We start from the raw sequence: 24,466 nt of genomic DNA, 5'->3' as shown, positions 1-24,466 counted from the left end.
GAGCACAATGGAACGGACTATTTTTAAACTTATAGTAATGAAATATAAGGAAACTTGTTCTTAATAAGACAAGTTTCATCCCTTTTTTTTTGATACATTCACCTAAAAACTTTCTGGATGAATACATACAATATAGACGATAACCCACACCAACTAGTCATTTCCCACATAGTCTGTTAAGGACTAAAGTCAATAAATCATTTAAGGAGATGACTATTCAATGGGTTGCAAAGATAAAAAAGATAGAGACAATAATTGCGTATGTGAAGCCGTTGAACAAATTTTAGCTGAACAAGAAGCAGTAGAAGAAATTAAATGCCCAACTAGCTGCTTCAGCAATTTATTAGGCCCTGTCTCTGGTCCGCAAAGAGATACAATTCCTTTCATCCTTTACGGAAAAAAAGGTGAACTCTTTAAAGCATTCGGTAATGTTGGTGGATTCAACGGAGACATGACTTGCTTCCAAACAATCTTCTTCCGTGTTGAAGCTGTTGAAGATTGCTGTGCAACATTATCATTATTACGTCCGGTTGATGTTGATGGCAATACGCTAAGCGTATGTAATCCTTGTGACGAAGATTTCTTCGGTCTTGAGAAAACTGACTTCTGCATCGAAGTAGACCTTGATTGCTTCTGTGCTATCCAATGCTTGTCACCGGAATTAGTGGACCGTGTTGCAGACGAAAGAAAAAAATGCCACAAATAAACGGATAAACATCAAAGACTGCTGAACAATCGGCAGTCTTTTCTTTTTAGATTGTATCAAGATTTTTCAGAAAAATAGGCCCTTTCCCTAGAACCTATCAACCATTTAATTCTTATACTATTAATAAGAACTATTGGTGGGAGGGAGATCAAAAATGAGACATAATAATGCCTTTAACTGTGTATGTGATGCGGTTGAAAATATACTGAATCAACAGGAAGCTGTCGAAGATGAAAAATGTCCAACTAGTTGTTATTCAAACCTTCTAAACCCAGTCAAAACACTGGGAGATACAATCCCCTTCATTCTGTTAAACGAAAAGGGTGAGCCATTTAAAGCATTCGGTCATGTTGGTGGGGAATGCTTTGAAACAAATTTTTTCAGAGTCGAAGGGATTCATCATTGCTGTGCAACACTGCGGCTACTGCTTCCAATCGATTGTCACGGACATGTTGCTCATAAAATTTGTGATGTAAAAGAGCTTGTTAAAACAAAAAATTGTGTAGAGGTTGACTTAAGCTGTTTCTGTGCAATTCAATGCTTATCACCCCGGTTATTAGTTGATTAAAGATCTGGTTTAGAAAAAACTTGGCTTGTCACCAAGCCCTAATGGGTATACTTTCTGATAGTACAAAAAAAGTTAGACACAAATGTGCCTAACTTTTTTTGTTTAAGTACGTTAGAAACCTAACAAATTAATTTCTTTAATTTGATTTAGCGGTATATCAATCGGTTTAGAATGGGTTAACGAGCGAATTGTAACAATGTCATTTTCTTCTGTCATAATTACTCCACGGTACGTTTCTTCAACTGTACTGATCTGACAAAGTGTCCTAGGCATATTTTTCGGTAGATGTTTAAAAAACTCAATTTTTTCTTGAACGTTCATCTTGGTAATAGGTTTTCTTTGCTTTCGATACTGCTTAACTGTAGGTTCTTCTTCTACCTGTTCTTCCTCTTGAATCTCCACAGCCGTACTAACAGCCCCTTGCAGTTCAGTTTCAACTGCTTCCTCTACTACAGTATTAACAGTAACTTCTGATTGTTTTGGCTTCTCCACCACTTTTTGTTTTGCTTTTTTCACTACATATGACTGCATATTAACATGAACACCGTCAGAATCAGGCTGAACAATATACATAAGGGGCTTCATTTTGTAATTTTGCTTATTTGCCATTCGTTTCCCTCCTAAACAAGAGTCTACACACTCAACATGTTATGCGGGAGTACTGGGTAATGTGCCTATTTTCTGGGCTCTAGGATTTTTTCTTAGAAAAACACGACTTACCGCCAAGAATGGCGGAAGTCGATGTCTTTTTTTACACTTTAATCCTTTAATATAGTTAACCTTTCTTAAAGTATAAAAAAATCGACTTAACCAAACGGCTAAGTCGATTTCTACTATGATCAAGAATTATGCTAAGATATGGTATCCTGAGTCAACGTGAAGATTTTCTCCAGTCATTCCTCGAGATAAATCACTGAATAAGAATAATGCAGTATCTCCAACTTCTTCCGGAGTTGTTGTGCGGCGAAGCGGAGAACGCTCTTCAATATCTTTTAAGATTGAGTTAAAGTCACTAATACCTTTTGCAGAAAGAGTACGAATCGGACCAGCGGAAATTGAGTTCACACGGATACCGTCTTTTCCTAGATCACTTGCTAAGTATCTTACACTTGCTTCTAAAGAAGCCTTTGCAACACCCATTACATTATAGTTAGGCAGCACACGCTCTCCACCCAGATACGTTAGCGTCACAATGCTTCCGCCTTCTGATAATAGACCTCTCGCTTCCTTAGCAACAGCTGTTAGAGAGTATGAGCTAATGTTTTGTGAAAGCAGGAAACCTTCACGTGTTGTGTTTAGGTATTCACCTTGTAATTCTTCTTTATTAGCAAACGCGATACAATGTGCAATACCGTGAATCACTCCAACTTGTTCCTTAATTGTGGCAAAGCATGTTTTAATTTCTTCATCATTTGTAATATCACAAGGTAGAACAAGTGAATCATTACTTTCTAATGATTCAGCTAACTCGCGAACTGATTTCTCAAGACGTTCACCAGCATATGTAAAAATTAATCGTGCTCCGGCATTATGTAAAGAACGTGCAATTCCCCAAGCAATACTGCGTTTATTCGCTACACCCATTACGACAATATTACGTCCTTTTAATGATAAACTCATGTACATCCTCCTTAAATTAATACATGTTATTAGTACCTGGTTATAATTATATCACTGATTTTAAAAAAGTGCTATTTCATATTTTGGTTGCTTTTAGGGAGAGAAATTCTGCAGCAGCCTGTTTCGGAGATTCAGCTCCACTAATGGCACTTATAACTGCCACACCATTTGCTCCTGCTTCATAAACAAGATTCGCCCGATCAAGTGTAATTCCACCTATCCCGACAATCGGAAATTGTTCCAAACCTGATCTTCTTATTGTTTTAATAAGGTCAGGCCCCACCACCTGATGAGCATCTGCTTTTGTTTTAGTAGGAAACATCGGTCCTACTCCTATATAGTCGGCTCCATCTTTTACTGCCTGTTGGGCTTCTTCGACTGAATGTGTAGAAATTCCCATCCACATGTTCTCACCAATTTGTTTTCTTGTCTTATATGGGGTACTATCATCTTGTCCAATATGCACACCATCAGCTTGAAGCTCTAGAGCAAGCTCAATATCATCATTGACAATAAACGGAATCTTATTCTTTTTACAAAGCTGTCTTAATTTTTGCCCCAGATATAAACGGTCTTTTTCTTTTAAAGTATCATCCCCTTTTTCCCGAAATTGAAATAACGTGATTCCACCTTCAATTGCTTCAGCCAAAGTCTTTTCCGGATCAAAAACATGACAATTTGTCGATCCCATAACAAGATATAGTTTTAATGCTTTAGATACATTCATGATTATGTCTCTCCCCGCCAAAAAAACTGACTCCACAAATACACGGCAACTAATCTGTAGATTGCCTCGCCTTATCAGAGTCAGTCCTATTTTTATTATGAACTAAATATAAGATTCTTTTTTCGATATGCCCAATGGTTTGTTGGGCCGTGTCCTTCGCCGATTCCTAATTGGTCATCGATTGCTGCTTGTATGAATTCCTTCGCTGTACTTACGGCTTCATGCACGGTTTTTCCTTTGCTTAGTTCAGCCGTAATGGCTGCGGCAAATGTACAGCCAGTTCCATGAGTATGCTTTGTTTCTCTTCGTATACCCTCAAATGATTCGAAGCTGTTTCCATCATATAACAGGTCGATCACGACTTCTCCTGTTATATCATGGCCTCCCTTGATCATGACGAACTTGGCGCCAAGATTGAACAACTTTTTAGCCGCTTCTTTTTTATGCTCAAGCGTTTGAATTTCCATTCCTGTTAAAACCTCTGCTTCAGGGATATTTGGAGTGATCACTTTAGCCAGAGGTACTAAGGCTGTCAGCAGTGCACTGACTGCTTCTTTTTGCAAAAGCGACTGTCCGCCTTTCGCGATCATAACTGGATCAACTACTATATTCTCCCACCCATAATACTGGATGCGATCAGCAACTACCTGAATCATTTCAGCATTAAAAAGCATACCTGTTTTAATTGCAGCCGGCTTCAAATCAGTAGCAACCGAATCGATTTGATTCTTTAACGCATCAAGACTAAGCGGATACACCCCTTGTACTCCTAATGTATTTTGGGCTGTTACAGCAGTAATGGCTGACATTCCAAACACACCAAGCTCCTGAAAGGTTTTTAGATCCGCTTGAATACCAGCTCCTCCTCCAGAGTCAGATCCGGCAATTGTAAGCGCTCGAGACACTGTCATGTTTCTCCCTCTCCCTACTACCCAACGTAGCGGTGATAAATCTTCTTTGCTTCCGATATATCCTTTGTTCCATGAATTAAGGCACGCCCATCTTTAAACAGAACGATTCTATGCTCTCCAAATGTAAATGACATTAAAAACGGATTTTCTAAAAATGCATCTGCAAGCGGCTTTACTCGTTCAGCCACTTGTGCAAATGAAAATTGTTTTGTCTCACTTGGTCTGATTTGTACAGTATCTCTTCCACATAGAACGGCAGCCTTTGTTTCCATTTCAGCTGTTAAGTAAGGGTATACTGGATTTGTTCCACATGTCGGGCAAGCATTATTTTTTAGACGGTCCATGTTGATTGATGAATATTGATTTTTCCATAAGTCAAAGGATACAAGCTTACCACGTCTATTTTCTTCATCTCCCACCAGAAGCTTTAGCGCTTCTGATGTTTGATGTGAAGCTACCATGCTTACGATTGGTGAAATAACCCCCACCGTATCACATGTCATTCCATCAAACGGGATATGTTTTAATAGGCAGTGCAAGCAAGGTGTTTCGTGAGGAATAATGGTAAAAGATAAGCCATAACTTCCAACACATCCACCATAAATCCATGGAATCTCATGTTTTAATGCCACATCATTTATAAGTAATCTTGTTTCAAAGTTATCGGTGGCATCAACGATTAAATCCACACCTTCAGCAAGTTCTTCAATATTGGCCGATGTTACATCTTCAACATATGAATGAACTTCTACTTCTGAATTTATTTTTTTCAGATGAAGCTTTGCCGCAATAGCTTTAGGGATTCGATTCTGTGCATCTTCTTCTATATAAAGCTGTTGCCGCTGCAAATTGCTCCATTCTACATAATCACGGTCAACGATTGTTAGTTTTCCTATCCCTGCGCGGGCAATCATCTCGGCATTTGCGGTACCCAATGCACCTGCACCAACTACAAGAATATGTTTCTTTCGTATTTGCTCTTGACCTTTTTCCCCGATTGGAGAGAATAGTATTTGTCTAGAATAGCGTTCCATTAAGTTGTAATCATTCCTTCTGTTGGACTACTTGCGATGGCATAGTCTTTTTTAGCTATTCTACCAGCTTCATACCCTAATCTGCCAGCTTCAATAGCTAGCTTCATCCCTACAGCCATTTTCACAGGATCTTTTGCAGCAGAAACAGCTGTATTTAAAAGGACACCATCAGCACCGAGTTCCATTGCCAATGCAGCATCTGCAGGAGAGCCTATTCCGGCATCAATAATAACAGGCACGTTTGATTGTTCAATAATAAAGGATAGATTAAGAGGATTTAATAATCCTTGACCAGAACCAATCGGTGAAGCACCAGGCATAATTGCATGAACACCTAATTCTTCTAATCTTCTTGCCAGAACCACATCATCTGATGTATACGGTAAAACAATAAATCCTTCTTCTAACAGCATTTCGCTCGCTTTTAATGTCTCAACAGGATCTGGAAGCAATGAACGGTCACAGCCGATCACCTCTACTTTAATCATGTCACATAATCCTGATGCTTTTGCAAGCTTTGCAATTCTCACTGCCTCTTCAGCCGTTTTTGCACCCGCGGTATTTGGCAACAGTGTATATTTTGATACATCTAACTGTTCAAGGAAATTCGGCTGAGATTCTTCGAAAATATTCATTCGACGAACCGCAAACGTCAAAATCTCTGCTTCTGACTGAGCAACAGCTTCCTTTTGAATTTCGAATGACGGGTATTTTCCTGTCCCCAATAATAATCTTGATTGAAATACTTTATCAGCAATTTTTAACATGTCAATCATCCTCCTCCTACAAAATGAACTAATTCAATTTCATCCCCATGTTGAATGGTTGTTGAATCATATTGATCTTTTACAACAATTTCCCGATTATGTTCTACGATAACCAGACGGTTTTCCAACTGATAAAAAGCTAATAACTGCTGAACTGTTTTAACATCTTCCTTCAGATCAACCAGCTCTCCATTAAGCTTTATGCTCATACGATCACCTCATTAGACTGTGCTAAATTTCTCGTTACAGAGAATGCTCTCACATAGTTTTCATCTATCTTTTTCTTTAAAATAAAATCCCTTATCATCGTTCCTGTTTTAGGAGCAAGCAGGATTCCGTTTCGGTAATGTCCTGTTGCAAATAGAATATTATCATCTTCAGGATGCACTCCAATATAAGGTTTTCCATCCTCCGATTGTGGCCTTAACCCTGCCCAGGTGCTTATAAGTTGCGCAGATGATATCCCCGGCACGAGCGGGGAGACCTTTTCAATTAACGCATGAATTCCTCCTAAAGATGGTGATGTGCTCCAGTCATCCTCTACCATCGTGGCACCAACGACAAATCTTCCATCACCTTTAGGAACAATGTAGCAATGATCATAAAAAATTGTCTTTTCCAAATGCAAAGTATTACTTTTTACTGCCAGGCATTCTCCTTTAACAGGCTTCATGCCATTTGGTAACCCTAACTGTTTAAAGAAGTAACCGCTCCAAACGCCATTCGCTATAACTACTTTATTACAAGTAAAGTCTCCTTGTGGTGTACTGAGTATATAGTCATTGACCGATGTTTTTTTTATGGACTGAACAGGAGCATTCTCGATAAAAGTTGCACCAAGTAAACTAGCTGATTTTGTAAATGCCTCACAAACATGTATTGGTGAAACATGACCATCCTCGGGGATATGAAGTGCTCCTTCAATTTCACTTGAAACAGAAGGTTCGTGATTTAAAACCGTTTCCCTTGTGTGCCATTCAAGTGCTTCATGATGTTGTACCGCTTTTTTTAAAGCTACGGCTTCTTCTTGAGATAAAGCTACTTTATACATTCCTTTATCAACTAGTTGAATATGAATCTGTGAAAAATTAGAAAGTTCGTCTTGTAATAGATGATATTGTCGTTGACTTTCCTTTGCAAACTGGAAAAAAGCATCATTCTGTTCAAGTTCAGAATTTGCTCCAAGCATTCCTGCTGCTGCACTTGTCGCACCAGATCCACCTTTATGACGATCCAACACAAGGACAGAGATACCTTCTTTTGCCAATTGGTAGGCAATCGATTGACCAATGATTCCGCCACCAACAATTCCTACATCATAGTGCTTGCTCATTGTATCTCTCCTCTACTACCTTCTTTAATGTCAACAATGCACTCTTGGGGTCTTTGCTCTCCATGACATAAGACATAACCGCTACACCATGTACATTTGTTCGGTTTAGTTGATCAATCGTTTTGGGAGTAATTCCTCCTATTGCGATAACCGGTATCTTGACGTTTTTACAAATGTCCTTCAACTGCTCGACACCCCGAGGCAAAAGATCTGCTTTACACGTTGTTTCAAAAATATGCCCATATAATAAATAATCTGCGCCTTCACGCTCACATTGAATCGCTTCCTCTAAAGAATGAATCGATCGGCCGATTCTAAATGAAGGCCTATATTTTTTTACTTCCCGAATCGAAAAGCCATGGCTTGGTAAATGAAGATTAGGTATGTTTTGTAAAACAGCCACATCCATTCGATCATTTATGACGAGCTTTTCCTTTGGTACACCTTTGTCCACTAACACAGATAAGAGATCCATTATGTCTGAAGCTGATTTTGTTTTTTCTCGAATGTGGATATAATCCACTTCCGTGTGAATGATTGACAATCTAGATATCAGTTCATTTATGGTTTGCTTACCATCTGTTATGACATGGAATTCCATTACGATCACCTAGTTCTTTTATGGCAAATAAAAAAACCACTTTTCTATAGAAAAGTGGTTTTACATACATTTTTATATCATGCAGTAATCCACTTCCCTACGCTGGTATGAACCAGATCAGGTTATAAGGGTCTTAAAGAATCACTTTAATCTCAGCCCATTGTATAGGGCTCCCCTAGCGGTTGATTGCCAATATTTATTTGTTATTTATTAATATCATACCAAATGTGTGCGAACTTTCAAGAAAGAATTGAAATAAAATAGCGTTTGAGAAACTTTATACTCTATTTTAATGTGAAAGTATGTCGTTCCATTCCACTCCAGACACTTGCTTTCCGCGGGGAGGAAGCTGAGCCTCCTCGGCTTCGCCTGTGGGGTCTCAGCCTTTCCTCAATCTCCCGCAGGAGTCAAGTGTCTTCCGCTCCATTACACTATCGACTTAATAATAAATATTCAAAGATTAATCTTTATGAAAAAGCAATCATTAAAAATAAACAAAATACATTATCCTACAAATATCAGACTAACTCCAACTCCTGTTTAAGTTCATTCACATATTCTCTTGAGCCTGTGACGATGAGACGGTCGCCGAGTTTAAGGTCTGTATCACCGTGAGGTACAATGGAATCTTTTCCTCTAAAAATTCTTACGAAAATGATGTCACCAGTAAACGGAAAGTTACGTAATAGAATATCATCGTATTTTGGATTGTTTAAATTGATTTGGTAAAGAGTTGTTTCTTGGTTTGTCAAAATTCTCATCACACTTGGTGCTTCAATTAAAGCACGCAGCACTGTATTCGTAGATAGTAGTGTTGAGAAGATGTCGATTTCTTCATCTTTTAACTTACTTGCTAAGTCTGGTGAAGCAACACTCGCAATTACCCGATTAACTTGTTCTTCTTTTGCATACAGGGCAATCGCAGCATTTTTCTGTTCATCTCCAGTTGCCACAACAATCATATCAACATCAAATGCATTCTGTTCTTTTAAAGCATCAACCTGAAACTCACTAATTTCTTTGATTTCGAATAATGATTCAGCTATTTGCTTATCAATTTTGTCTTGTTGAATATGATAAACCGTTGTTTCATACAGATCTGGATTTAATTCCCTTGTTACAGGTAATGTCATTTGGTTTGCACCAATAAATGCCACTTTAATTTTTGTAGGCTCTGCTTCCGTTTTAGGGAACAGCTTTTTAAAGAATATTGGTGTGACAATACTCGTAATTACAGCAACTAAAATCAATGCCCCTGACATTTGAGATGTAATGATTTCCATCCTTTCCCCGATTGTCGCTGCTGCAATAACTAAAGATAAGGTTGATGTTAACAAGAACCCAGAAGCTAAAGTGGTTTTCATGTCATACCATTTTTTCAAATACAATACGGGTACAATTTTAGAAATTAGTAAAGCGATAAACAATAATGGGATTAATATGAAAATTTTAGGATCTTGGAATAATGCCCATATATCTAAATCGACCCCCACCATTACAAAGAAAATCGGAATGAGAAAACCATATCCAAACGAATCAAGTTTTTGAACCATTTCTTTGTTAGGAGATAGGAGTGATACTAATACCCCTGCTAAAAAGGCTCCAAGGATATTTTCTGCCCCTATAGTCTCAGAGATTGCCACTAATAAAATGATTAAAGTAAAAACAGCACGAGTCCCAATTTGAATGGTTCCCTTTGACATTGTTTCAATGAACGACCGATTCATAAACGTTTTTCCTAAGAAGTAAAGCGCAACACCAGCTCCAAACAGAATGAGTAGCAGCCATGTATTGCTTTCTCCTCCTCCATATATAGAGGCAAAAACAGCAAGTAAAATCATCGTTACTAAATCAGCAATTACAGCGACCAGCAAAATAATTTGACCGATGTTGGATTTCATAATGCCGGCATCTTTTAAAGTAGGAACAACAACACCTAGCGAAATGGTTGAAATGATCAATGTCATGAGGAAGGCATTGTCCATTAAACCGATCCAGACAAATATGTAAGAAAGTAATAATGATAAGGCAAATATCCCCACAAAAATAATAGTTGAAACTAAGAATGTATTTGGAGCATTTTTCCCTGAAGGAAGCTTTTCTTTCTTCTTCCCTCCCGCAAATGCTGTAAAGTCGATTTCAAGTCCACTAAGAAACATTAGGAAGATAAAGCCAAGCATTGATAATGTCTCCAACCACATATCCTCGTGAACAATATTGAAGCCGCTTTTCCCAATAAATAACCCGATGATAATCTCAGCTACCACAACCGGCATAAAATTTAATTTTAAACGGTGGAGTAAAATTGGGGTTAAAAAGGCTGCGAGAATAACAATAACTAATGAAGTTACAGAAGCTCCGTGCATCCTATCCCTCCTTTTTATTTTTTCTATAATTGAAATGGTTGAATGCAGAAATGAAGATACTCGTATTTCACTGCATTCAACCTCATCATTTTTCATTGTGACCAAAAGTTGTTTGAGATAATTCTAGTTCCTATCATATACAAATTTAATTTTGAATTGTATTAATATGCTTGCCGTTGTTAAATCAAATATTGCATAAACAATGTAGCCATTCCAAAATAAATTAAAATACTAATAATATCATTAATCGTTGTAATAAAAGGTCCTGATGCAACAGCAGGGTCAACCTTTAGTTTGTGCATGATTAGCGGAATGAATGCTCCTGAAATGGTCGCAACTGTTAATGTAGCCAAAATAGACACACCGACTAATATTCCCAGAAAAAGTGTCCCCTTCCAAATAAAGACAGTAAGAGCAACAACAATTCCACATATTGTTCCTGTAATGAGTCCAGTGCCAGCTTCCTTGAATACCATTTTGCTTAAACTTTGATCTTCGGTGTCTCCTAATGAAATTCTTCTAACAGCAACCGCTAATGCCTGTGTCCCAGTGTTACCGGCCATTCCCGCAATTAATGGAATAAAAACAGCTAAAATGGCGACTTTGTCTAGAGTTTCTTCAAATCGTCCGATTAAACTTGCCGTAAACATTCCTAAGAACAATAAGATAATCAGCCATGGCAATCTCTTTTTAGCTGCTGAAAACGGATTTCGATCTGTTGATCCAACATCAGAAACAGCGGCTAATTTTGAATAGTCATCACTCGCCTCTTCATCAATAACATCAACGATATCATCAACTGTGATGATTCCTAGTAGATGGCCCTGAAAATCAACAACTGGAAGAGCTAAAAAGTTATAGTCCTTCATTTTTCTTGCGACTTCTTCTTGATCCTCAGCAACACTTACAGAATATACCCTCTCGCTCATAATCTCTGAAATCATTGTATCTGAATCACTTATAATCAGATCTCTTAACGAAATAACGCCTGCCAGCTTCTCTTCTTCATCAATGACAAACACATAATAAATAGTTTCTGCATTCGGTGCTTCCTGCTTCAATATTTGCATGGCAGAGTGTACTGTTTGATGGGCATGAATGGAGATATACTCAGTTGTCATAATACTACCTGCAGTATATTCTTCATAATGAAGCAACTCCCGAATTTCTTCAGCTGCATCATCATCCATAATCGTTAAATAGCTTGCAACCTGATCTTTATCTAATTCATTCAAAACGTCGACTGCATCATCCGCATACATCTGGGCAAGCATCTGTGCCGCAAATGTGGGATCCATTTCAGATAAATAGGTTTCATATTGACCGTCTTCATCCTCAATATTTTCAAACACTGCAGCCATTTCTTCAGGAGAAAGATATTGATATACTGTATTTCGTTGATCAAGATCAAGTTTAATAAATACATTTGCTTGGTCATATGGATGTTGCTCTAAAAAAATGGAACGGAATTCATCCATATTTTTATCTGACAAACTTGTTAGAAGTGCTTCCACTTCATGTTCTGCCTGTTCTTTTATTTCTGACATAAGTTGTTCCTCCTCTCTTTTTAATCGATTGGATCGTTTATATTTATATGGAAAAATATCTCATGCGTTCGACAAAAACTTATATCCTTCTACATATTGTGCTTCTGTCCATAATAACTATAATATTCTATATACAAATGATGAATCAATAAGTTGACGACTATTTACACAAATGAAACATTTCTGAAAAGTGAAGTGACCTGCAGCATAACAAAAAACAAAATAAATTGTACATTCCACATCTTTTTAAAAAGGATTCTTTGCAAATCGTTCACAATCCTTTAAGATTGTACATGATACAATGAAGATGGACTGTTTTTCAAGTTAAAAGATTTTAGAAAGGGATCGGCTATGACAAATGATAAATCCCCTCAACAACAAATAGATTATACGTTAATTTTCATATTGTTTTTATTAGCGATTGTCAGTTCAGTCGCGATTAATAGTGCTGAATCAACATTACCTGCAACCCTGCAAAGCATCAATTTTTCGATGAAACAAATTCAGTGGTACATTATTGGTGCAGTTGCCATTGCAGTGACAATGCTCATTGACTATGATCGGTTTAGACAGCTTGCTTGGTATTTATATGGTTTTGGCTTTTTACTTTTACTTGGTTTAGAAATATTACCGGAAGGAATTGTTCAAACCATTAAAGGAGCAACAGCCTGGTATAAACTTGGACCATTTGGTAATTTTCAGCCATCAGAGTTAATGAAAATTATCATTATTATCGTCTTGAGTAAGGTTGTCGCTGACCACCGAGAGAAGTATCCGCAAAATACAACAACAGATGACTTTCTTCTTATCGGAAAAGTAGCCGCTGTTGCCGGCCCTCCTATTCTATTGTTAATTAGACAACCGGATATGGGGATGACAATGGTATTTTGTGTAATTATTGCTTCTTTACTGCTTATTTCAGGTATTAAGTGGCGTATTATTCTGCCGGCCGTTATTACGTTTGTAGTGGGTGTTGGTACATTTCTTATTCTATTTTTTAAATACCCTGATATCCTTTTAAAATACATTCTAGGTGGTCAATCTTATCAATTGGACCGATTTTATGGTTGGTTAAATCCTTATGAATATTCAGGAGAACAAGGTTTCCAGCTTGTAAAATCACTCCTCGCTATCGGATCAGGAGAACTACATGGAAAAGGGTATAATAATTTAGAAGTTTATTTACCTGAGGCCCATACTGACTTTATCTTTGCGATTATTTCTGAGCAATTTGGATTTATTGGCGGCAGTATCGTTGTATCGTTATTCTTTTTACTTATCTACAGAATGATTCACATTTCTCTGGAAAGTAATGACCCATTTGGCAGCTATTTATGTACCGGTGTTATCGGGATGATTACATTCCAAGTATTCCAGAACATCGGCATGACAATCGGACTTCTTCCGATTACCGGCTTACCATTACCTTTTGTTAGCTACGGCGGTAGTTCACTGGCAACATATATGGTCGCAATCGGTATTGTTTTAAATGTCAGGTCTCGCACAAGAAAATACATGTTTGATTAAGACAAGTGGTACTCTATTTCTAGAGTACCCTTTTTATTACTAGCAAAACAATGATATGAGGTGTCTTCATATGAAAATCGATGTGATTGGTGATATACACGGATGTTATACAGAGTTTGAAGAGTTAACGAAGAAATTGGGATATGATTGGGAATCTGGTATGCCTGTTCATCCTGAAGGACGGAAGCTATCTTTTGTGGGAGATTTAACAGATCGTGGACCAAATTCTATTGAGGTTATTCGGATTGTATACCAGCTTGTAAAAGAGAATCATGCCCACTACTCACCTGGTAATCATTGTAATAAGCTTTATCGCTTCTTTTTAGGTAATAAAGTCCAAATCACTCATGGACTTGAAACCACTGTTGCAGAATATGAACAGTTAGCAACCAATGAGCAAGCTGATGTAAAAGCAAAATTTATGTGGTTATACGAATCTTCTCATTTATATCAAATTCTCGATAATGGCAAATTGATTGTTGCCCACGCCGGCATTCGCGAAGATTATATAGGAAAGAACACCAATGCTGTCAAAACCTTTGTGTTATATGGAGATATTACCGGTAAGAAAAATCCGGATGGAACACCTGTACGCCGCGATTGGGCTCAGCATTACCAAGGGAAACCAATGATTGTATATGGTCATACACCAATTAAAGAACCCAGACGGGTAAATCGTACAATTAATATTGATACAGGAGCCGTTTTTGGAAATAAACTCACCGCTTTCCGTTACCCGGAGGAAGAACTTATTTCCGTCCCATCCAGCCTGCCATATGATGAGACAAGATTTAGGGAAAAATAATGGATGTTCACTTCACTATAAAAGGCCCTACTAATAATGCAGTAGGGCTAATTAAGTAATTCTCTCATATCCTCAGGTATTTCCGTTTCAAATGTTAATTGCTTTTCTAACAGAGGATGCCAAAATGACAGCTGTGAACTATGAAGGGCCTGTCTTTTGATCTCGTTTTCATTTCCACCGTATAATTGGTCTCCACATAAAGGGTTCCCGAGTGAAGACATATGCACTCGGATTTGATGAGTTCTGCCAGTTTCAAGGACCAGCTCTACAAGCGTTTTATCCTCCAGTCGTTGAATGACCTCATAATGAGTAACTGCCACCTGTCCTTCTTCACAAACTTCTCTCTCGATAATACTATCTTTTTTTCTGCCAATCGGAGCTGTTATCGTGCCCTTATCCAGAGCCAATACACCATGCACGACTGCTTTGTACGTGCGATGGATTTGCTTGGTTTTTTGTTGAGTAGAAAATAAAGAGTGAGCAAATCGGTGTTTCGCAACAAGCATAAGTCCTGATGTATCTTTATCTAATCGATTCACAATGTGAACGGTCGAAGGTATATGATGTTTTTCATAATAATCAATCAATCCGTTCGCCAATGTTCCTTTTGTATGCTCCCGGGAGGGGATAGACGGGACATATGGCGGTTTATTAATCACTAAACAATGTTGATCTTCATAAACAATGTTAAATGGTACTTTGTCTGCCTGTAGGCCTGAGCCTCGTTCTTCCTCGGGAAAAATGATTGTTAGGACATCTCCTTCTTTTACCTTATGCCTGACAGTCACATGTTCCGAGTTAACTAATATGTCGCCGCCATTAAATTTAATATCTGTTAAAGCACGTTTAGAGATTTGCTTTGCTTTCACAAAGTCAAAGATGAGCATACCATCTTCTTCCTTGCGAATGGTCCACTTCAGATGAAACGCTCTGTTCATTATTTTTCTGTATTTCCCACAAATGAATCTCGTACACGATTCCAAAATGGAAATGGCTTAAATCGTGCAAATCGGACATTTTCATGGGCCACTCTACATTGAATGGACTTTACATCTTTATGCAGCAAGGTGAGATGATCAATCGTAACCTGAAAATCAACATCATTTACCGGCTTCAGCATACATGTATGATGCTCAGGTAAAATTAATGGTGATCCAATTGTTCGAAAGACTCTATTATTTATAGAAGCCATTTCCGCCAATTGAATCGCCCGTAAAGAAGGATGTAAAATGGCTCCACCAAGAGCTTTATTATAAGCCGTGCTTCCTGACGGTGTTGATATACATAATCCGTCACCTCTAAAGGTTTCAAACATTTGGCCTTTAATTTCAACGTTCATAACCAATGTTCCTTCAATACTTTTCACCGTACATTCATTGAGAGCCAAATACCTTGCCTCCCTGCCACCATCATTATGACGGACAATAACCTCTAAGATCGGATATTCAACAACCTGGTAAGGTGTTTTTGCTATGGCAATCACAAGCTTTTCAATTTCTTCAGGTACCCAATCGGCGTAAAATCCTAAGTGACCGGTATGTACTCCAATAAAGGCGGTTTTGTCCAGTCTGCTTTTGTAGCGATGAAATGCATACAACAGCGTTCCATCTCCTCCAACTGAAATCACGATATCCGGACATTCTTCATCATATTCCAGCTGAAAATCAAGTAAATAGGTTTTCATTTTTTGCATAATTGAGTTTGAAATTGGATCACCCTTTGATGAAATAGCAAATTTCATAGATACTACCCCTTTATTGTTTATTTTCATAATAAGGTTAGTGTTCAGCTTATTTTTTATCAGTCTTCCTTGAGAAAATAGCCTGGGCTTCTTGGATTTCTCCTCTTATCTGGGACATTTCTTCATCTAGTGAGTATGCAGCTTCAGCAGCTCGTTTTAAGCGGACTTTGATGTTGTCCGGAATGTTTCCACTGTATTTATAATTTAATGAGTGTTCAATCGTTGCCCAAAAATTCATTGATAACGTACGAATCTGAATTTCAACCAACAGCTTCTTTTCACCTGCAATGGTTTGTACCGGGTATCTTGCAACAAGGTGATAAGATCTGTAACCACTGTCTTTTTGATTTGTAATATAGTCTCGTTCCTCAATGATTTCCAGGTCGTTTCGATTTTTCAACATATTTACAACAAATCGAATATCATCAACAAACTGACACATCATCCTTACCCCTGCGATATCTTGAAGACCTTCTTCCAAATCTTCCATTGCTATATTTTTCCGCTTAGCTTTATCTAAAATACTAGCAATAGGCTTCACTCGGCCAGTAACAAACTCGATCGGAGAATTAGAATGTTCCAGCTCATATTGTGACCGAATGCCTCTTAACTTAACCTTTAATTCCTCCACTGCCTGGTTATAAGGAGCCAAAAAGGCTTTCCATTGTTGACCTTCCATCTATGTATCCCCCTAACACAACCGCCTGTTGTCCACTACATTTTAAGATAGAGAAAAAAGTTCTACTACCTTGCTCTCCATTTCATCTCCGTAATTTGCATTATCTTTAATATTTTCTAATAGATAACGTAATTCTTCTGTTAAATTTTCGAGCTCAATCTGCTTGGCCTTCAATTTCATAGCAACTTTATACTCTTTATCCAACGCTTCTTTTAATTGCGGCCAAATTTGATGAGGAAGACTTGCATAGACAAACTCATCCCCTGATTCTAATATATAAATAAAAGCCAATTGATCAGAATCAACAAGCATCTGTCCTTGTGCCTTTACATCACTTTGTTCCAATCCGGATGAAATTTCTCCCGGCTCCAAAATTAATACATGATCTTCTACTTTTGCTTCGACTAATTCAATTCTAGTATTCATACGAATCTCCTTCCATTACAATCCAAGATTATTTTACCATATTAAAAAGTTACATGATAACATTGCAGACTATTTAAATTCGAGAGATAATAAGAAATGCGGAAGCACCTGTTGAAGGTAATGGCTTTCGTTGAAACTCTGATTAGTGAGGTCAAACCGATATGTCACAGGAAATAGAAATAGAATTTAAAAACATATTAACTCGCAATGAGTTTACGAACATAAAAAAAGTATTTCAGTTGAAGGATGAACAGTTTTTTCTTCAGGAAAATCATTATTTTGACACCCCGCAGTTTTCTTTAAAAGAACGTGGATCTGCTCTTCGAATTCGAAAGAAACAGAATCAATTTGTCATGACATTAAAGGAGCCTGCACAAGTCGGCATACTGGAGACTCATCAAATCGTTACAAAAGAAGCAGCACAACAGATGATGGAAACAGGGATCCTAGAGGATGGACAAATTACTGAGAGAATAACAAGCCTTGGAATTAATAAAGCGGACATGAGCTATTTTGGTACTTTATCCACATTACGGGCAGAAATAAATTATAAAAATGGTTTACTTGTGATCGATCACAGCCGATATTTAAATATAGAGGACTTTGAACTTGAATATGAAGTAACAGATGAACAAGAAGGGAAAAAGGTTTTCGATAATCTTTTAGAAGAACTAAATATTCCAATTCGTGAAACGAAAAATAAAATTCGCCGGTTTTATGAGCAAAAATATAGTGAGATGAGGTAAGACTATTGGATATTAAAATGCAATATTACAAAACCATGCTTGAACTGCAAGCACTTCAAAGCTTTAATCAATCTGCTAATCAGTCAAGTAATTCCACTTTTGAAACGAATTTTCAAGAACTGCTAAAATCTTTCTTATCAGTCGGTACCAGCAGTAATAATGAAACAGTCCAACAGAATGTTATACCAACACTATCATCTTTGCCAATATCTTCGTTAATGAGTTCCCCTGTTGTAGATCAATTGAATCCTACTAGTCAATCGGACGCTCCTTTACAGGCAAACTCAATTGATGAAATCATTAATAAAGCAGCCGAAAAGTATGGTGTAGATGAGAAGTTAATTCGTGCTGTCATTATACAGGAATCCGGTTTTAACCCGTCTGCCAAAAGCCATGCCGGAGCAATGGGATTGATGCAGCTGATGCCTGCAACTGCAAGATCTCTTGGAGTAGATAATCCGTTAGATGCAGCCCAAAATGTTGACGGTGGAACAAAATATTTAAAACAAATGCTATCACGATACAATGGAGATGTTTCCCTCGCTTTAGCAGCATATAATGCGGGACCCGGAAACGTAGACAAATATGGCGGCATTCCCCCATTTAAAGAAACACAAAACTATGTAAGAAAAATCACGTCAACCTATCTGGTGTAAAGCAAACTTTTTAAAGGCCATCTTCTATGATGGTCTTTTTTTCACATGAGACAACTTATACATACTACCATCTCTTCCACATACAATAATGGTAAATATAACATTTGAGAGCGGTTTGTTTGAGATATGTAAGAACGCTTGTTAAAATGAATTTACATCAAAAACAAAAGCTACCTAAGATTCAATTTTAACGTACCCTGTTATTTAGCACATCGAAAAGGAGAAATCAACATGACGAATCAACATTTAACACCTTATGAAGCGATCGGAGAAGAAACACTTTCGCAGCTTGTTGATACCTTTTATTCTCATGTTCAGAAACACCCGTTACTGGCTCCCATATTTCCAGATGATCTCACGGAAACAGCACGTAAGCAAAAGCAATTTCTGACACAGTACTTAGGTGGACCACAACTTTATACGGAAGAACATGGGCATCCGATGTTAAGAGCAAGACATCTGCCCTTTGAAATCACACCTTCCAGAGCAAATGCTTGGATAAGCTGTATGCAAACTGCTATGAAAGAAACAGGCTTAGAAGGAGAAATAAGGGATTTTCTCCTTCATCGATTACAGCTAACAGCACATCATATGGTCAACACAATTGAACCGGAAGAAGAAAGCAATCAGAAAGAAGGCACAAGCAATGAAGGAACATCATGAGAAACAGAACGTATCCCTCTTCTTCTCCCATTGTCATGGGCATCCTGATAAACCAATTGAAATATATATGTTTGTTGATCCTCTTTGCCCTGAATGTTGGGCATTGGAACCAATTGTAAAAAAGTTGCAAATCGAGTACGGACGGCTCTTTACCCTTAAATACATCATTAGCGGACGCCTCGCAACATTGAATATTACGAAAAGAAAAAGCCCTGAAAAGCTCGCTCAAGCTTGGGAAAAAACTGCATGTCGTACAGGCATGTCTTGTGATGGTAAAGTATGGATGGAAAATCCATTATCAACTCCGTACCGTGCATCTCTTGCAATAAAATCCGCAGAATTGCAAGGTAGAAAAGCAGGACTTCGCTATTTACGTAAATTGCAGGAACTATTATTTATTGAAAGTCAAAATGTATCAGAAGAAGAAATTTTAGTAGATATTGCTAATAACGTAGGACTGGATGTAACTGAATTTCAAAAGGACCTCCATTCTGATAGTGCTGCAAAAGCATTGCAATGTGATCTTAAAATCACATCAGAAATGGATATTCAGGAAATCCCCACACTCGCTTTTTTTAGCGAAGAAGTTGAGCAGGAAGGATTAAAAATAACCGGCATTTATTCTTATGATATGTATGTACAGCTTTTAGAAGAAATGGTTGGTGACGTGATTAAACCTTCACACACACCTCCATTGGAAATCTTCTTACAGCATTATCGATTTGTTGCATCAGTTGAGATTGCAACTGTTTATAATATGACCATAACTGAAGTAGAAAAAGAGCTTAAAAAGCTGGTTCTTTCCCAAAAAGTTGAAAAGGTTCAAGCGAAACATGGAACATTTTGGAGATATATAGGAACCAAATAAAGGGATTGGGGATTGACTATAGTCAATCTCTTTTTTATGGATAAGAAAGTAAAGAAACTTCCGCTTCCAAAATAAAAAGACCCTATACAAAGTAAAGGGTCTTTTTTATATGTCTTAACGACAACAAAGGGGATGGGAGAAATTTTTCACGGTCAAACAAAGGGGTAAATGTTTGTTTGTGATTAATTTCACATCTATAATATATCAAAATGTGTCGACATTTGACAAGTAAGATAGCTCCTTTTCACAAAAAATTCACATTCAAATGATGTTTGCATGCACTTCTCGATGACTTAACCTGTCTCAATTTTCATGGATAATTGGCTCACTGATAACATATAAAATACTAAGAATTAATTCAAAGGGGGATTACTCATGAAAGGTAGCTGGATCCTGCTTCTAACCTTCATAACAATTGTTTTAATCATTATTAACTTATTAGCATTTATGGACATTTTCCCGCTATATATTACGTCTCCTCTACTATTTATTGCTATTTTTACAACTCTTTATTTTATTAACCATCGAAAAACGTTTAAAGGATTTTAAATAAAAAGGAATGTGCGTATGCATATTCCTTTTATAGTTACAGGTAAGAAAGTAAAAAATTTTGTACTTAGTGTAGGTGTCTAGCTCCAGCGCCTAGCCCCTCGAGGTCATAAGTCAATTTGGAATTGAAGGCAAAGATCGCCTTCTATTCCAAATCGCCTTATTTGCCCTAGGCTGGTCAAGGCGCTTGCGCTTTTCTAATAACTATTCACTTTCGCTAATAACTCTTCCATTTCATTTAATTTTTCTTCAAACACTTTGCAAGCTTCTTCGATCGGTGCAGATGAAGTCATATCAACACCTGCTTTTTTAAGAACTTCAATTGGATAATCAGAGCTTCCTGCTTTTAAAAATTCTACATAACGGTCTACAGCAGGCTGACCTTCCTCTAGAATTTGGTTGCTCAATGCTGTTGCAGCACTATATCCTGTTGCATATTGATAAACATAGTAATTGTAATAGAAATGAGGAATTCTTGACCATTCCAATCCTATTTCTTCATCAACTACAATATCTTCACCAAAGTATTTTTTGTTTAAGTCATAGTAAGTTTTTGTTAATAATTCAGGTGTTAGCGGTTCTCCATCCTGTGCTTTTTGATGAATGATATGTTCAAATTCAGCAAACATTGTTTGACGGAAAACAGTTCCTCTAAATCCTTCAAGGAAATGATTCAATAAATATAGCCGTTTCTTTTCGTCATCAATTGTATTTAACAGATAATGATTTAACAGTGCTTCATTACAAGTCGAAGCTACTTCTGCAACGAAAATAGAGTAGTTTCCATAAGGATATGGTTGAGACTTGCGTGTGTAATAGCTGTGTACAGAATGTCCGAACTCATGAGCAAGTGTAAATAAATTGTTTACATTATCCTGCCAGTTCATTAATATATATGGATTTGTTCCATATGCACCTGATGAATAGGCACCACTGCGTTTTCCCTTATTTTCATGTACATCAACCCAACGATTTTCAAAGCCTTCTTCAAGTATTGAGATGTAATCTTCTCCTAATGGCTCAAGACCTTTTAAGATATAGTCTTTTGCTTCTTCATAGGTTACTTCCATTTTCACATCTTTGATGAGCGGTGTATACAGATCATACATATGAACTTCATCAAGCTTCAGTACTTCTTTACGAAGCTTCACATAACGTTGAAGCAAATCCAAATGATCATGAATCGTATTCACTAAATTTTCGTAGACTTCCTCAGGAATATTGTCACTGCTTAGTGCTGCCTGCCTAGCTGAATCATAGTTTCTTACCTTTGCACTAAAATTGTCTTTTTTTACTGTCCCACTTAGAGTACTGGCAAAAGTGTTTTTGAATTCATCATATTTGCCATATACTGCTTTAAATGCCTCTTCACGTACTCTGCGATCTTCACTTTCTAAAAAGCGGATATATCGGCCATGTGTGATTTCTACCTCTTCTCCGTTTTCATCCTTAATTGTCGGGAAAGTTAAGTCAGCATTGTTCAGCATACCAAATGTATTGCTTGAAGAATCTAAAACCTCTGAAGCTTCAGCCAATAGTTCTTCCTTTTCAGCCGAAAGAACATGTGGACGCTGGCGATTAATTTCGTCTAAAGCATGCTCATATAGTTTCAGTTCTTCTTTTTCTCCTAAAAATTGCTTAATTTTCGCTTCATCAATTGATAGAATTTCCGGTACAATATATGAGCTAATACTTGAAGCCTGTGTGTATAAGTTTCTGGCACGATCATTTAATGCCTGGTATTTTGAGTTTGTTGTGTCCTGATCATACCTCATATGTGCATATGTATACAGTTTTCCTAAGCGCTCCATAACCTCGTCTTGATAGGAAAGAGCTTCATGAAGAGATGCTGCACTGTCCCCTAGTTTTCCTTTAAACTCAGCTACTTTAGGTAGTGCTTGTTGAACTTCATTATATTCTTTCTCCCAGGCATCATCTGTAGAAAAAATATCCTCTAATCTCCATGTATCATCTACTTTGATGTCACTTCTAGATGGTAACTTTTTTACTGCTGTTTGTTCCGACATATCATTTCCCCCTTTAACGTTGACAGCTAATGCGGAGCTTGGGCTCATTGAACCCATAAGTGTAAAAGCTGTAAGAAGAGATAACAGTTTGCTTATGTTCATATCCAACCCTCCCGAAGATCATTCTCCGCATGAGCCAATTAAAAATCATTCCTTATATAATCAAAGGGATTTTCAGTTGGATATGATTCCTTACTATCTCTATCTTCACCCCGCATTGCTTCTTTTGTCAAATAGTAAGTAGCTGCCCCAACACCTAACATCGAAGCCACCATTAAAACAGGATTATTTTTTCTCTTCATATTAAACATATGTTCACCTCTTTATGTTAATATCTCCCTTTTAATTTGTTCAAAAAATAAATTCCTATTCACTGTCGTATTTATATTGATCCTATTATTTTCACATCTTCCTTGAGCAGCTCTTCCATTTGGTTTGTCCACCTTATTTCTTTTTTCTTCTTCAATCGTTCCTCTTCTTCGAAAATAACAACTCCCAAGTCTGCAAGTTTCATGAGATATGTATTAATTGCTGAAGTAAAGGACACATGCTTTATTAAAGAGCGAGATGTAATGGAGCCATCATTCATTCTTATTGAGATGGCATGATAAACATCATGTGTACGAAATGAACCATTTAACGGGATAGCATGAATAAACAAGAGGATCCATCCCTGCCACACATAGACAGGAGATTCAAAAATATAATTATTGTCCAAAGGAAGAAATGCATAGGAAGGTAAATATGGAAGTGGCAGATGAACGGTTTGATATAGATATTGATGGAGTTTTGACGATTGTTTAGATTGAAAACCCGGGGCTTTAAGACGAAAACTTCTAACCTTACGAATCCACTCCTTATACAAATTTTCTTTTTTATAAGGTTGAAGTTTCATGACATCATGAAGCGAGCTTGACGGTAAAGGATAATGTTTATGTTCAGAAATAACTGTTCGTGAGGAAAATGGAAGAAGATGGTATAACACAATCATTGCCCTTGAATTAGGGCAATATGAAAATAGATATGGTGCTGAGTTTTCTTTTTTCAAGATAAAGTTCCATTGAAAAGGAGATAGACGATAGGACTGTGATGCTACTCTTGTTAGAGTTTTGGCACCTAAGATCCATAGATAGGAGATTCCTTCCTGGTGATATAGTTGTGACCTTTTTCTCAAAATTCTCGTATCAATTGTTGAGCATTGATATTCAATCGCAATCTTTTTTTGATTATATTTAATGAATAGGTCCGGGCGCTGCATTGTTTCTTGTAGATAAGGTTCGAGTTGTACAGATTCTATCCCTTTCTGACTAGTATACCAATGATACAAATCATGTTTTCCCCTCATATGATAGTCACTTTCAAGACTTCCTTTGACGGTGGGGCATTCCCCAGATTTTTTGTGTGCAAAATGTGCAGCGATAATAGAGCCTATTTTCAAATCTACTTCTTGATTACATGTTGGACAGTTGAAGATCCTTTCTTCCCTGAGCTTCATTAATTTCGTTCTTGACCACTTTGTTTCTGCAACATTAACCATCAATCCTTCCTGATCAATTGCGACAAACATTTGCTTCCCCCCTTTTCTATCCATTATCCATA

27 protein-coding genes and 1 riboswitch are annotated in these 24,466 nt (G+C 37.3%); of the genes, 9 read left to right on the top strand and 18 right to left on the bottom strand.

What is annotated here, in order from left to right; translation table 11 throughout:
• Positions 1 to 220: 220 nt before the first annotated feature.
• Entirely contained in the window at positions 221 to 706 is a 486-nt protein-coding gene (locus LC095_RS23985) for a CotY/CotZ family spore coat protein (RefSeq protein WP_226530494.1), read from the top strand.
• Positions 707 to 860: 154 nt separating this feature from the next.
• A complete protein-coding gene (locus LC095_RS23980) occupies positions 861 to 1,274 on the top strand; it encodes a CotY/CotZ family spore coat protein (protein ID WP_226530493.1) in 414 nt (137 codons plus the stop codon).
• Positions 1,275 to 1,385: 111 nt separating this feature from the next.
• Here the strand turns inward: LC095_RS23980 and LC095_RS23975 are convergent, their stop codons facing one another.
• From LC095_RS23975 to mgtE, 11 genes are all read right to left on the bottom strand, one after another.
• Positions 1,386 to 1,883 carry a CotO family spore coat protein gene (locus tag LC095_RS23975; RefSeq protein ID WP_226530492.1) on the bottom strand — a complete coding sequence of 166 codons (498 nt, stop codon included), beginning with the start codon at positions 1,881 to 1,883 and terminating at the stop codon, positions 1,386 to 1,388.
• Positions 1,884 to 2,120: 237 nt separating this feature from the next.
• The gene (fabI, locus tag LC095_RS23970) at positions 2,121 to 2,894 is read right to left on the bottom strand and encodes an enoyl-ACP reductase FabI (RefSeq protein WP_226530491.1); all 774 of its coding nucleotides are present in this window, start codon (positions 2,892 to 2,894) and stop codon (positions 2,121 to 2,123) included.
• A gap of 76 nt (positions 2,895 to 2,970) precedes the next feature.
• Positions 2,971 to 3,621 carry a thiamine phosphate synthase gene (gene thiE, locus LC095_RS23965; RefSeq protein ID WP_226530490.1) on the bottom strand — a complete coding sequence of 217 codons (651 nt, stop codon included), beginning with the start codon at positions 3,619 to 3,621 and terminating at the stop codon, positions 2,971 to 2,973.
• Positions 3,622 to 3,716: 95 nt separating this feature from the next.
• Positions 3,717 to 4,532 (bottom strand): bifunctional hydroxymethylpyrimidine kinase/phosphomethylpyrimidine kinase, encoded by an 816-nt coding sequence (gene thiD, locus LC095_RS23960; RefSeq protein WP_226530489.1) that lies wholly within the window; start codon positions 4,530 to 4,532, stop codon positions 3,717 to 3,719.
• Between the two features lie 17 nt (positions 4,533 to 4,549).
• Positions 4,550 to 5,566: a thiazole biosynthesis adenylyltransferase ThiF gene (locus LC095_RS23955; protein WP_226530488.1), complete on the bottom strand. Its 1,017-nt coding sequence runs from the start codon at positions 5,564 to 5,566 to the stop codon at positions 4,550 to 4,552.
• Positions 5,566 to 6,339 carry a thiazole synthase gene (locus tag LC095_RS23950; RefSeq protein ID WP_319005847.1) on the bottom strand — a complete coding sequence of 258 codons (774 nt, stop codon included), beginning with the start codon at positions 6,337 to 6,339 and terminating at the stop codon, positions 5,566 to 5,568. Before LC095_RS23950 ends, LC095_RS23955 begins: the two co-directional genes overlap by 1 nt.
• Positions 6,339 to 6,542: a sulfur carrier protein ThiS gene (gene thiS, locus LC095_RS23945; protein WP_226530486.1), complete on the bottom strand. Its 204-nt coding sequence runs from the start codon at positions 6,540 to 6,542 to the stop codon at positions 6,339 to 6,341. Before thiS ends, LC095_RS23950 begins: the two co-directional genes overlap by 1 nt.
• Positions 6,539 to 7,666 (bottom strand): glycine oxidase ThiO, encoded by a 1,128-nt coding sequence (thiO, locus tag LC095_RS23940; RefSeq protein ID WP_226530485.1) that lies wholly within the window; start codon positions 7,664 to 7,666, stop codon positions 6,539 to 6,541. The genes thiS and thiO overlap by 4 nt, the downstream gene beginning before the upstream one ends.
• Complete coding sequence (tenI, locus tag LC095_RS23935; RefSeq protein ID WP_226530507.1) at positions 7,650 to 8,267, bottom strand: thiazole tautomerase TenI; 618 nt, start codon at positions 8,265 to 8,267, stop codon at positions 7,650 to 7,652. Before tenI ends, thiO begins: the two co-directional genes overlap by 17 nt.
• Before the next feature lie 77 nt (positions 8,268 to 8,344).
• Positions 8,345 to 8,454, bottom strand: a riboswitch (TPP riboswitch).
• Positions 8,455 to 8,785: 331 nt separating this feature from the next.
• Entirely contained in the window at positions 8,786 to 10,633 is a 1,848-nt protein-coding gene (locus tag LC095_RS23930) for a monovalent cation:proton antiporter family protein (protein ID WP_226530506.1), read from the bottom strand.
• 179 nt (positions 10,634 to 10,812) lie between these two features.
• Positions 10,813 to 12,180 (bottom strand): magnesium transporter, encoded by a 1,368-nt coding sequence (gene mgtE, locus LC095_RS23925; protein ID WP_226530484.1) that lies wholly within the window; start codon positions 12,178 to 12,180, stop codon positions 10,813 to 10,815.
• Between the two features lie 351 nt (positions 12,181 to 12,531).
• Here mgtE and LC095_RS23920 point away from each other — a divergent pair, with 351 nt between their 5' ends.
• Both LC095_RS23920 and prpE read left to right on the top strand, forming a co-directional pair.
• A complete protein-coding gene (locus tag LC095_RS23920; protein WP_226530483.1) occupies positions 12,532 to 13,707 on the top strand; it encodes an FtsW/RodA/SpoVE family cell cycle protein in 1,176 nt (391 codons plus the stop codon).
• A gap of 70 nt (positions 13,708 to 13,777) precedes the next feature.
• On the top strand, positions 13,778 to 14,512 hold the full coding sequence (gene prpE, locus LC095_RS23915; protein ID WP_226530482.1) for a bis(5'-nucleosyl)-tetraphosphatase PrpE: 735 nt from the start codon (positions 13,778 to 13,780) through the stop codon (positions 14,510 to 14,512).
• Between the two features lie 47 nt (positions 14,513 to 14,559).
• Here prpE and LC095_RS23910 read toward each other — a convergent pair whose 3' ends face one another.
• Genes LC095_RS23910 through LC095_RS23895 form a run of 4 tightly spaced genes read right to left on the bottom strand, consistent with a single transcriptional unit; the run spans position 14,560 to position 17,358 of the window.
• Positions 14,560 to 15,450 (bottom strand): RluA family pseudouridine synthase, encoded by an 891-nt coding sequence (locus tag LC095_RS23910; protein ID WP_226530481.1) that lies wholly within the window; start codon positions 15,448 to 15,450, stop codon positions 14,560 to 14,562.
• On the bottom strand, positions 15,450 to 16,253 hold the full coding sequence (locus LC095_RS23905; protein WP_026561069.1) for an NAD kinase: 804 nt from the start codon (positions 16,251 to 16,253) through the stop codon (positions 15,450 to 15,452). The genes LC095_RS23910 and LC095_RS23905 overlap by 1 nt, the downstream gene beginning before the upstream one ends.
• A gap of 49 nt (positions 16,254 to 16,302) precedes the next feature.
• Positions 16,303 to 16,932, bottom strand: coding sequence for a GTP pyrophosphokinase family protein (locus LC095_RS23900; protein ID WP_078435186.1), 630 nt, complete (start codon positions 16,930 to 16,932; stop codon positions 16,303 to 16,305).
• Positions 16,933 to 16,974: 42 nt separating this feature from the next.
• Entirely contained in the window at positions 16,975 to 17,358 is a 384-nt protein-coding gene (locus LC095_RS23895; protein ID WP_226530480.1) for a hypothetical protein, read from the bottom strand.
• A 161-nt stretch (positions 17,359 to 17,519) separates the two neighbouring features.
• Here LC095_RS23895 and LC095_RS23890 point away from each other — a divergent pair, with 161 nt between their 5' ends.
• The 5 genes from LC095_RS23890 to LC095_RS23870 all read left to right on the top strand — a co-directional run bounded on the left by LC095_RS23890 (position 17,520) and on the right by LC095_RS23870 (position 20,840).
• Positions 17,520 to 18,104 (top strand): CYTH domain-containing protein, encoded by a 585-nt coding sequence (locus tag LC095_RS23890; RefSeq protein ID WP_226530479.1) that lies wholly within the window; start codon positions 17,520 to 17,522, stop codon positions 18,102 to 18,104.
• Positions 18,105 to 18,115: 11 nt separating this feature from the next.
• Positions 18,116 to 18,760 (top strand): lytic transglycosylase domain-containing protein, encoded by a 645-nt coding sequence (locus LC095_RS23885; RefSeq protein ID WP_413467538.1) that lies wholly within the window; start codon positions 18,116 to 18,118, stop codon positions 18,758 to 18,760.
• 231 nt (positions 18,761 to 18,991) lie between these two features.
• Positions 18,992 to 19,423, top strand: coding sequence for a hypothetical protein (locus LC095_RS23880; RefSeq protein WP_226530478.1), 432 nt, complete (start codon positions 18,992 to 18,994; stop codon positions 19,421 to 19,423).
• A complete protein-coding gene (locus LC095_RS23875; RefSeq protein WP_226530477.1) occupies positions 19,407 to 20,291 on the top strand; it encodes a ClpXP adapter SpxH family protein in 885 nt (294 codons plus the stop codon). The genes LC095_RS23880 and LC095_RS23875 overlap by 17 nt, the downstream gene beginning before the upstream one ends.
• A 393-nt stretch (positions 20,292 to 20,684) precedes the next feature.
• The gene (locus LC095_RS23870) at positions 20,685 to 20,840 is read left to right on the top strand and encodes a hypothetical protein (protein ID WP_226530504.1); all 156 of its coding nucleotides are present in this window, start codon (positions 20,685 to 20,687) and stop codon (positions 20,838 to 20,840) included.
• A 197-nt stretch (positions 20,841 to 21,037) separates the two neighbouring features.
• On the opposite strand, the gene pepF is transcribed toward LC095_RS23870, so the two are convergent.
• From pepF to LC095_RS23855, 3 genes are all read right to left on the bottom strand, one after another.
• Entirely contained in the window at positions 21,038 to 22,867 is a 1,830-nt protein-coding gene (gene pepF, locus LC095_RS23865) for an oligoendopeptidase F (protein WP_226530503.1), read from the bottom strand.
• A 140-nt stretch (positions 22,868 to 23,007) separates the two neighbouring features.
• Complete coding sequence (locus tag LC095_RS23860) at positions 23,008 to 23,169, bottom strand: hypothetical protein (protein ID WP_226530476.1); 162 nt, start codon at positions 23,167 to 23,169, stop codon at positions 23,008 to 23,010.
• Between the two features lie 80 nt (positions 23,170 to 23,249).
• Positions 23,250 to 24,434, bottom strand: coding sequence for a competence protein CoiA (locus LC095_RS23855; protein WP_226530475.1), 1,185 nt, complete (start codon positions 24,432 to 24,434; stop codon positions 23,250 to 23,252).
• Positions 24,435 to 24,466 lie beyond the last annotated feature (32 nt).

This window comes from Metabacillus niabensis, from assembly GCF_020524345.1.
GTDB lineage: Bacteria > Bacillota > Bacilli > Bacillales > Bacillaceae > Metabacillus > Metabacillus niabensis_B.
The sequence above is the reverse complement of the archived record's forward strand: the minus strand, read 5'-3'. Positions and strand labels throughout refer to the sequence as shown.